Raw genomic sequence first — 12207 nt, 5'->3', positions numbered from 1 at the left:
TCGTCCTGAGTGCTTACTTGGCGGCGTGGGCCAGCTCGGCGGCCTTGTCGGCCGCGCCGTCCATGGTGTCGACGCGCTGCACCAGCGGGTGGTTGGCGTCGGTGAGGATCTTGCGACCCAGTTCGGCGTTGTTGCCGTCGAGGCGGACGACCAGCGGCTTGGAGACGTTCTCGCCGCGGTCCTCCAGGAGCTTCAGGGCCTGCACGATGCCGTTGGCGACCTCGTCGCAGGCGGTGATGCCACCGAAGACGTTCACGAACACGGAGCGGACGTCCGGGTCGCCGAGGATGATCTCCAGGCCGTTCGCCATCACCTGGGCGGAGGCGCCGCCGCCGATGTCGAGGAAGTTGGCGGGCTTGACGCCGCCGTGCTTCTCACCGGCGTACGCGACGACGTCCAGGGTGCTCATGACGAGACCCGCGCCGTTGCCGATGATGCCGACCTCGCCGTCGAGCTTGACGTAGTTGAGGTTCTTCTCCTTGGCGGCCGCCTCGAGCGGGTTGGCCGCGGCCTTGTCGTGCAGCTCGTCCCAGTCGTGACGGAACTCGGCGTTGTCGTCGAGCGACACCTTGCCGTCCAGGGCGAGGACCTCACCCGAGACGACCTTCGCGAGCGGGTTGACCTCGACGAGGAGGGCGTCCGACTTGATGAAGGTGTCCCACAGCTTGACCAGGATGTCGGCCACCTGGTCGGCGACGTCGGCCGGGAACTTCGCCGCGGCGACGATCTCCTTGGCCTTGGCCAGGTCCACACCGTCGATCGCGTTGATCGGGGTCTGGGCCACGGCCTCCGGACGGGTGGCCGCCACCTCCTCGATCTCCACGCCGCCCTCGACGGAGGCGATGGAGAGGAAGGTGCGGTTCGCACGGTCGAGGAGGAAGGAGACGTAGTACTCCTCGACGATCTCCGGGGCGGTCTCGGCGATCATCACCTTGTGGACCGTGTGGCCCTTGATGTCCATGCCGAGGATGTCCGTCGCACGGGCGACGGCCTCGTCCGCGGAGGCGGCCAGCTTGACGCCACCGGCCTTGCCACGACCACCGACCTTCACCTGCGCCTTGACGACGGACTTGCCGCCCAGACGCTCGGTGATCTCGCGCGCCGCCTCAGGCGTGTCGATGACTTCACCGGCCAGCACCGGTACATCGTGCTTGGCGAAGAGGTCCCTCGCCTGGTACTCGAACAGGTCCACGCGCTTCCGTCCCTATCAGTGATCTCGCGGTTCGTTGGATGCGTGGGCGTGCCGCGAAGGGCAACGTGACGTCCGCAATGTGTCACAAGGGGGGCGCACACGGTGTCCGAGCGCGCGGCATGTCCGTCTCGCAGATTATCGCCGCTCGCGGGGGGTCTCTAAATCAGGGGTCACACCTGAGCGGTGATACCTGTCACATGATGCCGGGTATCCGCGATTTTGGTGGCACGGCGTGCCGTCTTGCGAACGATGTGCGAGGCCTCACCGGGCTGGGGTCGGCCCGGTGAGGCCTCCGCCCCGGGGGCTGCGCGCCTCCGGGGTGGACCGCCGCTCCCTGCCCCACTGGGATCGGCCGGCCCGGACCGCGGGGTCCCGGCGGGGGCGAACCGACGGCGTTCGGCCGCCCACCCCGAGTCACCCCGCGGAGTCAGACGGAGTAGGCCCTGGCCTGTGAGGCGTGGCGGTACTCCGGAGTCATGGGGCGGTGCCGGTGATGGTCCCGCTGCCTCCGCTGACTCCGTCGAGGCCGGTGAAGAGCGCGGAGGCCGTTTCGGGAACGACCTCGGAGCCGATCATGGTGGCCGCCCGCCTCTGCAGGGCCCGGGCGTGCGCCCTGGCGATGGCCTGGGCCTCGGCCGTGGCCTGCGCTGCCCGGGCCGCCCGGGCACCCTGGATGGCCCGCGCGGCACGTATCCCGGCCACCCGGCCGGGGTCCTGCCGACGTGCGGCGTCGCCGGCGGCGGCTATGGCTGTGGCAGTAGCAGTACCTGTGGCAGTAGCAGTAGCAGTGGCTGTGGCTGTGGCGAGGGGACCGCTGATGTTCTTGTTCATGCGTACGTCAGTCCTTCGGGGCTCCGGTGCGTGTGTCACGCACCCGCGGAGCCGGGAGTGCCTCCGGTGGGCCGGAAGCGCGGCTGGGGACATCGCCGTCCGGAGCGGTGGGAGGGGACTCCACAGAGGGATCCGAAGCGCGGGATCCGAAGGGTCCGGACGGACTGGCAGACCTGTTCCGCCCCCGCGCGACAGGTCTGTGGCGGGGCGTGGGCCGGCCGGCCGTCCTAGCCGGGGAAGACGGGGATGTCCCGGTACCTGTCCCGGGTCCCGGCCGCGCCGACGTGCGCGGTGGCACCGGGCACCAGCCGCAGCGGCGCCCGGTCGTCGAAGGTCACGGCGTACGCGTCGCCGTACCTGGAGGAACTGCCGTCGACCCCCGACTTGCCCAGCGCGCCGTCCGGGTCTCCGGTGGGCGCGGGGCGGCTCGGGCCGTCGAGGGCGCGGGCGGCACGGTGGCCGCCGGTGTGCGTGTGCGCCGCCGTCCCGGGGACGGGCGCAAGGGCAAAGGTGGTGCCCTGCGGCCCGTACGACCCGACGGTCGCCGCCGGCTTCTTCGTACGGGCGGTCTGCTGCCGGCCGCCCTCCGTCACAGCGGGCCGTGCCTCGGTGGTGCCGGGCGTCGAGGTGACCGGCACCGGGACGGAGCCACCGGGCGGTTCCGACACCGGCAGGGTGGTGGACGTACCCGGCAGCGCCGGAAGCGCGGGCAGCCGCACGGGCAGCGTGACCAGCCCCTTCGGCAACTCCGTCACCTGCTGCACCACGTCACCGAGCTCCTGAACCACGGCCGCAGTCGCGGACACGGACACGGTCACTGAGCGAACCGTTTCCCCCACGACCGGCACGACCTGGACCACCGGCTCGGTGGGCAGCGTGAGGGCGGGGGATGCCGTGCGGGTCACGGGTGCCGTGGGGATCACGGGTGCCGTAGAGGTGGAGGAGGGCGTGGAGGTGGAGGTGGGCGTGGAGGGCGCGGAGGTGGAGGGGGTGACGCGCTCGCGGGGCGTTGCCTCACGGGGTTCTGCCTCACGGGCCGTGGTCCCGTGGGGCGCCGCCTCGTGGGGTGTGGTCACGCAGGGCGTTGCCTCGCCAGGCGTGCTCTCGCGGGGCGCCGTCTCGTGTGCCGTGGTTTCGTCAGGCGCCGTTCTCCCGGCAGGCGCCGTTCTCCCGTCCCGCGCCGTCTCACTGGGCGGGAGGATCCTGTCCACGCCCAGCCGACTCACCAAGGACGTCAACGGCGGCGTCGACGGCACCGATTGCGCCCCTTCGGCCGCCTGCGCCCGCCCTCCGCAGAGAAGGCCGAGCGCGAGCAGTCCGCCGGCCAGCAACGCCAGTTGCAGCGCACGCCGCCCCGCCGCCGTACGCGACTCACACGCGGCGGAACCGGGCAGAACGGCTGGCGAGGTCACGACGGGAAGGATCCTCCGGTGCGGCGGAACGCGGACGCGAAGCAGGGATGCGGCGCGAGGGCCCGGAGAACACGGACCGCCACGCGGGCGTCGATCCTCGCACGCCCGGCCCACCGCCGCGCAAGCCCCCATCACCATCAGATAATCATGTCCGGTTCACAAGTCCTCTTTGACTTGATGCGGTCTCCTTCACAAGGTGTCCGGTACCGGAATCGGCCGCTTCTCGATCGCCGCGGCCATCACCTCGGGGAAGAGATCGGGCGTGCAGGCGAACGCCGGTGCCCCGAGCGCGGCGAGCGCGGCCGCGTGTTCCCGGTCGTAGGCCGGCGCTCCCTCGTCCGACAGCGCGAGCAGCGCCACGAACTGCACCCCCGACGCCTTCATCGCCGCGACCCGCTTCAGCATCTCCTGCCGTATCCCACCCTCGTAGAGGTCGCTGATGAGCACCACGACGGTCTCGGTCGGCCGGGTGATCTGCGACTGGCAGTACGCGAGCGCCCGGTTGATGTCCGTGCCGCCGCCCAGCTGGGTGCCGAACAGGACGTCCACCGGGTCGTCGAGCTGGTCGGTGAGGTCGACCACCGCCGTGTCGAAGACGACGAGCCGGGTGTCGATGGACCGCATGGACGCCAGCACCGCCCCGAACACCGAGGCGTACACCACCGAGGCCGCCATCGACCCGGACTGGTCGATGCAGAGCACCACTTCCTTCTTCACCGACCGTGCCGCCCGCCCGTACCCGATGAGCCGCTCCGGCACGATCGTCCGGTACTCGGGCAGGTAGTGCTTGAGGTTGGCCGCGATCGTGCGGTTCCAGTCGATGTCGTGGTGGCGCGGCCGACTGATCCGGGCGCTGCGGTCGAGAGCGCCGGTGAGGGTGGCCCGGGTGCGGGTGGCCAACCGCTTCTCCAGATCATCGACGACCTTGCGTACGACCGCCCGTGCCGTCTCCTTCGTCGTCTCCGGCATCGCCTTGTTGAGCGAGAGCAGCGTGCCGACCAGGTGCACGTCGGCCTCCACCGCCTCCAGCATCTCCGGTTCCAGCAGCAGCGCGGCCAGCCCCAGCCGGTCGATGGCGTCGCGCTGCATGACCTGGACGACGGAGGACGGGAAGTACGTCCGGATGTCCCCGAGCCAACGCGCGACCGACGGCGCCGACGCCCCCAGCCCCGCCGAACGCTCCCGGCCCGACTGCGGTCTGTCCCCCTTCCCGTAGAGCGCGGCCAGCGTCCCGTCCATCGCGGCGTCCCGTCCGGACAACGTGCAGCCGGTCCCGTCGGCGGCCTCGCCCCCGAGCACCAGCCGCCAGCGCCGCAGCCGTTCCTGGGCCGTGTCGTCGAGGCCGGTGCCGCCGCCCGTCAGGTCTGCTGTCATCTCCCCACCCCCACGAGGTCGTTGTCCGGTGCCGTTCCGTCGAGGTCGAGCAGCAGCCGCAGCACCGGCAGTACGGCGGCGGCGCGCTCCTCGTCCGCCTCGACGCCGAATCCCGGTGTCCCGCCGGCCTGCCCGGGCGCATCCGCCCGCTCCCCCGGCCCGCGGCGCACCAACTCGCCGATCGTTCTGCGCACTCCCGGCTCGTACGCCGAGAACGTCCGCCGCAGCAAGGGCAGTACGTCCGTGAACGCGTCCGCCGGCACCCCTGTGAGCCAGGTGTCGACGAGGCCGAGCAACCGCTCGTCGTGGACGAGCAGCATGCCGCCCCCGCCACCCCCGACGAACCCCTCGACCCAGGCGGCCGCGTCCGCGGGCGGAGTCCCCGGCGAGAGCACCAGCCCCATCAGCCGGGCCGCCTCCTCCGGCTCCAGCTCTCCCTCGTCCAGCAGAATCCGCACCGCCCGCCCCCGCAGCACCCCGGGCACGGTGTCCCGCCCCGCCAGCGTGCGCAGCACCGCCCGCCAGCGGCCCCGCAGATCACGGCCGCCGGAATCGGCCCCCGTCCCGGGCTCCCCGAGCAGCCCCACCGCCGTGTGCACCGCGTCCACATGGCCCCGCATCTCCTCCGCCGCGTCCGCGTCGAGGGCGGCGCAGGCCGGCGGGAGCCCGACGAAGACCCGCTCGGCGAGACCCGCGGCCACCTCGGCGAGCGCCCCGGTGTCGGTACCCCGTACATCGCCGTAGCGCAGGGAACGGACCAGGGCCGGCAGCGCCTGGGCGAGTTGGCCGACGTCCGTGTCCAGCGCCGCCCGGTCCGCGAGGGCCCGCATCACCACCGGCAGCGCGTCCGGCAGCGCGGCGAGCAGGCAGTGCTCGGCGAGCGCGGTGACGTCGGCGAGGGCGATCGCCTGCACCGCGTCGGCCTCGGCCCTGGCCGTCGCCGCACCCTCGACGGTCGTCCCCCATACCCCGGCCTCGGCGACCCGCACCGACAGCTCCGGCTCCCAGCGCAGCCGCCAGGTCTCCCGGAACGTACCCGTGCTCCCCCGCGACTGCGCCTGCTCACCCCACCCGATGCCGAGCAGCCGCAGCCGGTGCAGCAGCCGGCTGCGCCCGGCGTCGGTCTCCTTGCGCAGGTCGAGCTCCAACTCCCGTTCCAGCGCCTCCGGCTTGAGCCTGAGACGGCGCTGCTCCCGGGCCAGGTCGCGCTGCAGCGGAACCGCGGGCGCCGTCTCCGGCACCTCCCCCAGCATGTCCCCGACCACCAGCCGGTCGTGCACCAGCGCCAGCGGAACGTCCGAGCCCTCGCAGAGCACCGCCCGCACCGCGTCGGTGGTCTCGCCCAGGCCGGGCAGCGGGCGGCCACGCATCACCGCGAGGGTCTCGGCCAGCCGTACCGCCTCGATGACATGCGCCGAGGAGACGATCCGGTCCTCCTCGCGCAGCAGTCCGGCGACTTTGGTGAGCCACCGCTCGACCGGCCGGTCCGGGGCCCGGAACAGATGCCCGTACCAGCCCGGTGAGTCGATGCCGGCGCCGTATCCGCTCGACCGCGCCAGCCGGCGGTTGGTCCACGGCACCCAGGTCAGGTCGGTCTTGACCTTGGGCAGGCCCTTCAGCAGCTCCTTGTCGGCCGCGACGGTGCTCCGCGCGCGCAGCGCCGGCACATGCCACGCCCCGCACACCACCGCCACGTCCTCGCCGAACTCGTGTTGAGCTGCCCTCAGTTGGAGCCGCATGTACGCCTCGCGCACCGGGTCCCGGTCGCGCCCCCCGACCCCGTACGTCTCCCGCAGTACCTCCATCGCCTCCGCCACCGCGGTAAACGGCGCGAGCACGTCCCGCTCCCGCTCCCCGGCCCCGCCCCGGTGCTCGACGACGTCCTCCCACCAGCGCTCGGGGTCGTCGTAACCGGCGGCCTCGGCGAGGGCGGCCAGCGGGTCGACCCGCATCCACTCATCTGCGTCGGACTCACCGCCCCCGGCCTCGGGTTCGCCGGCCTCGGCGTCGGGTGCACCGCTCTCGGCGTCGACCGGCGTCGCCGCTTCCTCACCCGCCCTCCCCCACGCCAGCGTGTGCGTGGCCGGCAGGTCGATGAAGCGGGCCGGGACCTCGTGCTCCAGCGCCCAGCGGATGGCCACCCACTCGGGGCTGAAGTCGGCCAGCGGCCAGAAGGCCGAGCGGCCGGGCTCGTCCACGGCGTGCGCGAGGAGGGCGACCGGGGGCCGCATCTGCGGGTCGGCGGCCAGCGGGATCAGCGCATCGGCCTCGGGCGGCCCCTCGATCAGCACGGCCTTCGGCCGGACGGTCTGCAAGGCGGCCCGCACCGCCCGTGCGGATCCGGGCCCGTGGTGCCGTACCCCGAGAAGCAGCGGCCCGGTCCGCCGCCGCGCGGAGTCGCTCATGCGCTCACCTCCCGGCAGGCGCGGTAGAAGTCCTTCCAGCCGTCCCGCTCGCGGACGACCGTCTCCAGGTACTCCTGCCAGATGACCCGGTCGGCCGCCGGGTCGCGGACGACCGCGCCGAGGATGCCGGCCGCGACATCGCCGGCCCGCAGCACGCCGTCGCCGAAGTGGGCGGCCAGGGCGAGACCGCTGGTGACGACGGAGATCGCCTCGGCCGTGGAGAGCGTGCCGCTCGGCGACTTCAGCTTGGTACGGCCGTCCGTGGTGATGCCGTCGCGCAGCTCCCGGAAGACGGTGACGACCCGGCGGATCTCCTCGATGCCTTCGGGCACGGCGGGCAGGTCGAGGGAGCGGCCGATCTGGTCGACGCGGCGCGCGACGATGTCGACCTCGGCGTCCGGGCTCTCCGGCAGCGGCAGGACGACGGTGTTGAAGCGGCGGCGCAGGGCGCTGGAGAGGTCGTTGACGCCCCGGTCGCGGTCGTTTGCGGTGGCGATCAGGTTGAAGCCGCGGACCGCCTGCACCTCCTGCCCCAGCTCCGGGATCGGCAGGGTCTTCTCGGACAGGATCGTGATCAGAGTGTCCTGTACGTCGGCCGGGATCCGGGTCAGCTCCTCGACTCTCACCGTCATCCCCTCCGCCATGGCCCGCATGACCGGGCTCGGCACCAGTGCGTGCCGGCTCGGGCCGTTGGCCAGCAGCTGGGCGTAGTTCCAGCCGTAGCGGATCGCCTCCTCCGGGGTGCCGGCCGTGCCCTGCACCAGCAGGGTCGAGTCACCGCTGACGGCGGCGGCCAGGTGCTCGGAGACCCAGGTCTTGGCGGTGCCGGGCACGCCGAGCAGGAGCAGGGCACGGTCGGTGGCGAGGGTGGTGACGGCGACCTCGACGATACGGCGCGGGCCGACGTACTTCGGTGTGATCACCGTGCCGTCCGGCAGGGTGCCGCCCAGGAGATAGGTGGCCACCGCCCAGGGCGACATCTTCCAGCGGGCCGGGCGCGGCCGGTCGTCCTGTCCGGCCAGCGCGGCGAGTTCGACGGCGAAGGCGTGCTCGGCGTGCGGTCGCAGCGCACCCTCGGTGGTCGTCGGGTCGGTCGGTTCCACGGACACAGTCATGGCTGAGGCCCCCTCCAGCTCGGCCGGTTCGGATCTGGTGTCCACCGTGCACCACGCCACTGACAATCGCTCTGACCTGCGCAAACACTCTCGCAGGGTCGATTGTCAGTGGGGGGATCTACCTTCGATGACATGACTCAGCAGGGGGTGCGCTGGAGTGCGGACCAGGTGCTGGCACTGGCTCCTGACGCCGCGTCACGCAAGGCGGGAAGCAAGCTCGGAGCGGCGGGGCCGTGGTCCGAGGCGGGGAGTTGCGAGGAGGGGACCGTATGGGGACTGTGCAAGGGCAGCGGCAGCAAGCCGTACCAGACGATCGTGGACATCGCGGACCCGGCCGGGCTCGCGTACAAGTGCAGTTGTCCCAGCCGGAAGTTCCCCTGCAAGCACGCCCTCGGGCTGCTCCTGCTGTGGGCGGGCGAGGACGACACGGTACCGACGGTGACGGAGCCGCCGGACTGGGCCGAGCAGTGGATCGCGGGCCGGCGCAAGCGCGCGACGGACAAACGGGCGGCGAGCGGCGGGAGTTCCCCGGCCGCCGCTGATCCCGAGGCGGCCCGGCGGCGGGCGGAGCGGCGGGCCGAGCGGGTCACGGCGGGCGCCACCGAGCTGGAGCAGCGCCTGACCGACCTGCTGCGCGGCGGCCTGGCCGCGGCCGAACAGGCGGGGTACGGGCTGTGGGAGGAGACGGCGGCCCGCATGGTCGACGCCCAGGCGCCCGGGCTGGCCGCGCGGGTACGGGAATTGGGTGCGATACCGGGCTCCGGGCCCGGCTGGCCGGTGCGGCTGCTGGAGGAATGCGCCCTGCTGCACCTCCTCGACCAGGGCTGGCTGCGCCGCGACCGGCTCCCGGAGAGCCTCGCCGCCACGGTCCGCTCCCGTATCGGCCTGCCCGCCACGGCGGACGGCCCGCCGGTGCGCGACCGCTGGCTGGTCCTCGCCCAGTACGACACGGCGGACGCGAAGCTGACGACCCGCCGGATCTGGCTGCACGGCGCCGACTCTGGCCGTACGGCGCTGCTCCTCTCCTACGGCGCGGCCGGCCGCGCCCCGGAGCTGGCGCTGCCGGTCGGTCTCGCCCTGGAGGCGGAGCTGTCCGCCTATCCCGGCGCGGGCGAGCACCGGGCGGCCCTGGGCGAGCGGTTCGCCGCGCCCGCGCCCCTCTCGATCCGGCCGCCCGGCATGACGACGGCCCAGGCGGCGGCCCGGTACGGGGAGGCGCTGCGGGAGGACCCGTGGCTGGACTCGGTGCCGGTGACGCTGGGCCGGGTGGTGCCCGTCCAGGACGGCGGCTCCTGGCAACTGGCCGATGCAGAGGGAGAATTGGCGCTTCCCCTCTCCCCCGCCGCCCGCTCCCGACCCGGTCTGTGGCGGCTGGTCGCGCTCTCCGGCGGGGCACCGGTCACGGTCTTCGGCGAGTGCGGTCACCGCGGCTTCACACCACTGACGGCCTGGCCGGAGCACACGGGCGAGGCAGTACCGCTGTGCTGACCCGACCGACTCACGGAACCCGACCGGCTCACAGAGCTGGGCCGGCTCACGGGACCCGACCGGCTCACAGACATGGGCCGGCTCGAGGCACCCGATCAACTCGCACAACTCCGCCGACTCGCAGAAGGGAAACCCCGTGACCGCTTGGGAAGACCTCGTCACCACGGCCCTGCTGGGCACGGACCGGCGTCCGCCCGCGACCGGCGGGCCCGGGCGGGAGGCTCCGGTGGCCCTGCTGGACGAGGCGGCCGTGGCGACCGTACGACGACGGGCCGGACTGCGGCCCGCGCAGGCCGCGCACCGCCCCGAACCAGCGCCAGCGGACCCGCGCCCCGTGCTGCCGGCCGCGGCGGCGCGCAGGCTGGCGATGCTGCTCTCGGACCGTCCCGGCACCGGGACCGGCGGCCGCCGGGGCGCCTCGCCCGACCTCATGGAGCTGCTGCCCCAGTGGCTCGCGGCGGCCAACGCGCGCGGGTTCGCCGCGCCCCCGCAGACGCTGCCCGCGCTGCTGGACGCGGCCCGCGGCCGTACCGACCTGCGGCCCGCCGCGCTGGCCTTCGCCGGGCCGCGCGCCCTGTGGCTGGCCCGGTTCAACCAGGACTGGCGGTTCGCCCTGCGCGCGGCCCCGGGCGGCGGCGCGAGCCTGCCCGGCCCCGAGGACATGGATGCCATACGGCGGCTGTGGCAGGAGGGGTTGTTCGCCGAGCGGGTCGCGCTGCTGGCGGCGCTGCGGGCTCGTACGCCCGATGCGGCGCGCGAGCTGCTGGCCGGGACCTGGGCGACGGAGCGGGCGGAGGACCGGCTGATGTTCCTCGACTCGCTGCGCACCGGGCTGGCCGCCGGGGACGAGCCGTTCCTGGAACTGACGCTGTCGGACCGGAGCCGTAACGTGCGAACGACGGCGGCGGAGCTGCTGTCCGCGCTGCCGGGCTCGGCGCTGGCGGGGCGGATGGCGGTGCGGGCCGGGGCGTGTGTGGCCGTCGACCACACGGGGGACGGCCCGGTGATGGCCGTGGAGGCGCCACCGGAGTGCGACCCGGGCATGGAGCGGGACGGGGTGGTGGCCAAACCGCCGAGCGGACGCGGTGAACGGTCCTGGTGGCTGGGCCAGTTGGTGGAGGCGGCCCCGCTCGCCACCTGGCCGGCGCGGCTCGGCGGCCGTACGCCCGGGGAGATCGTGGCGCTTCCGGTCGCGGACGGCTGGCAGGGCGAGCTGCACGCGGCCTGGTGCCGGGCCGCCGTACGGCAGGGGGACGCCGAATGGGCGAGAGCGCTGCTCGGGGCCCCGGCGGCGCCGGAGGCGGGCGGTCCGGGCGCGGTGTCCCTGGCCGAACGGGCCAAGCTGCTGGGCACGCTGGACGGTACGGAACGGGCCGGGTGGGTGGCCGGGTTCATCGCGGCGCACGGCCTGTCGGAGGCGTTCCAGCTGCTCGGTGTCTGTGCCCTGCCGTGGTCGGCGCCGCTCGGCCGGGCCGTGGTGGACGCCCTCAACATCGCGCGGGACGCGGGGAGTTACCCCTGGAGCTTCAGCGGGGTGATGGGCCTGGCCGAGCGCTGTCTGGATCCCGCGGAAGCGGGCCGGCTGGACGCGTTGCTGGCGGTGCCGGACGAAGGGGAGGACGCGTCACCGGGTGCCGGCGGGTACTGGGCGGAGGCGTTCCAACGGCTCGCGACGACATTGAGGCTGCGGGCGGTGATGCTGGAGGAGCTGGGGCCGGCCGGCGACTGAGCGTCCGATGCCGCGACGCCTCCCCGGGGGGGCCGCGCCGCCGAGCCACCGGCGACGCGAACGGCCTCGTGCCCGGACGCGGCCCGGCCGTCCTGGCCCGGTCGCCAGGGTCAGGACGGATCGGATCGGGTCCGTCCGGGCCGGGCCGGGCCGCCGTGACGTGAACGCTGGTTACGCCTCCGTGGGCTGCCGGACGTTCTCCCGTACCCACTCCACGATCGACGTCATCGTCGCCCCCGGCGTGAAGATCGCGGCGACGCCCTTGTCCTTGAGGGGGGCGATGTCGTCCTCGGGGATGATGCCGCCGCCGAAGACGAGGATGTCCTCGGCGTCACGCTGCCTGAGGAGGTCGATGACCGCGGCGAACAGGGTGTTGTGGGCGCCGGAGAGAATGGAGAGGCCGATCGCGTCGGCGTCCTCCTGGATGGCCGTGTCGACGATTTGTTCCGGCGTCTGGTGGAGTCCGGTGTAGATGACCTCCATGCCCGCGTCGCGCAACGCCCGCGCGATGACCTTGGCCCCGCGGTCGTGGCCGTCGAGCCCCGGTTTGGCCACCACCACGCGGATCGGACCGGCTGCCACACCCATCACTGCCTCCATGACCATGAAACGAACACGCCAGCATGCGTGCGTACCGAGAAGTACCGCACATTTGGCACGT

The 12207-nt window shown here is 73.5% G+C and carries 9 protein-coding genes; 2 read left to right on the top strand and 7 right to left on the bottom strand.

Features of this window, described 5'->3' with window-relative positions:
* Window positions 1-13: 13 nt before the first annotated feature.
* The 6 genes from sucC to ACWGJB_RS07970 all read right to left on the bottom strand — a co-directional run bounded on the left by sucC (window position 14) and on the right by ACWGJB_RS07970 (window position 8329).
* A complete protein-coding gene (sucC, locus tag ACWGJB_RS07995; RefSeq protein WP_453379350.1) occupies window positions 14-1192 on the bottom strand; it encodes an ADP-forming succinate--CoA ligase subunit beta in 1179 nt (392 codons plus the stop codon).
* A gap of 474 nt (window positions 1193-1666) precedes the next feature.
* On the bottom strand, window positions 1667-1894 hold the full coding sequence (locus ACWGJB_RS07990) for a hypothetical protein (protein WP_453379349.1): 228 nt from the start codon (window positions 1892-1894) through the stop codon (window positions 1667-1669).
* 356 nt (window positions 1895-2250) lie between these two features.
* Complete coding sequence (locus tag ACWGJB_RS07985; protein WP_453379348.1) at window positions 2251-3099, bottom strand: hypothetical protein; 849 nt, start codon at window positions 3097-3099, stop codon at window positions 2251-2253.
* A gap of 525 nt (window positions 3100-3624) precedes the next feature.
* Window positions 3625-4809, bottom strand: coding sequence for a VWA domain-containing protein (locus ACWGJB_RS07980; protein ID WP_453379347.1), 1185 nt, complete (start codon window positions 4807-4809; stop codon window positions 3625-3627).
* Entirely contained in the window at window positions 4806-7214 is a 2409-nt protein-coding gene (locus ACWGJB_RS07975; RefSeq protein ID WP_453379346.1) for a DUF5682 family protein, read from the bottom strand. Before ACWGJB_RS07975 ends, ACWGJB_RS07980 begins: the two co-directional genes overlap by 4 nt.
* The gene (locus tag ACWGJB_RS07970; protein WP_453379345.1) at window positions 7211-8329 is read right to left on the bottom strand and encodes an ATP-binding protein; all 1119 of its coding nucleotides are present in this window, start codon (window positions 8327-8329) and stop codon (window positions 7211-7213) included. Before ACWGJB_RS07970 ends, ACWGJB_RS07975 begins: the two co-directional genes overlap by 4 nt.
* A 132-nt stretch (window positions 8330-8461) precedes the next feature.
* Here ACWGJB_RS07970 and ACWGJB_RS07965 point away from each other — a divergent pair, with 132 nt between their 5' ends.
* Window positions 8462-9817: an SWIM zinc finger family protein gene (locus tag ACWGJB_RS07965; RefSeq protein ID WP_453379344.1), complete on the top strand. Its 1356-nt coding sequence runs from the start codon at window positions 8462-8464 to the stop codon at window positions 9815-9817.
* A gap of 94 nt (window positions 9818-9911) precedes the next feature.
* Window positions 9912-11546: a DUF5691 domain-containing protein gene (locus ACWGJB_RS07960; RefSeq protein WP_453379468.1), complete on the top strand. Its 1635-nt coding sequence runs from the start codon at window positions 9912-9914 to the stop codon at window positions 11544-11546.
* Between the two features lie 171 nt (window positions 11547-11717).
* Here ACWGJB_RS07960 and ACWGJB_RS07955 read toward each other — a convergent pair whose 3' ends face one another.
* Window positions 11718-12134, bottom strand: a complete 417-nt coding sequence (locus ACWGJB_RS07955) for a cobalamin B12-binding domain-containing protein (protein WP_453379343.1) — start codon at window positions 12132-12134, stop codon at window positions 11718-11720.
* Between the last annotated feature and the right edge of the window lie 73 nt (window positions 12135-12207).

It is taken from the genome of Streptomyces sp. NPDC054813 (genome assembly GCF_053611365.1).
This window is presented reverse-complemented; position numbering and strand designations above follow the sequence as displayed.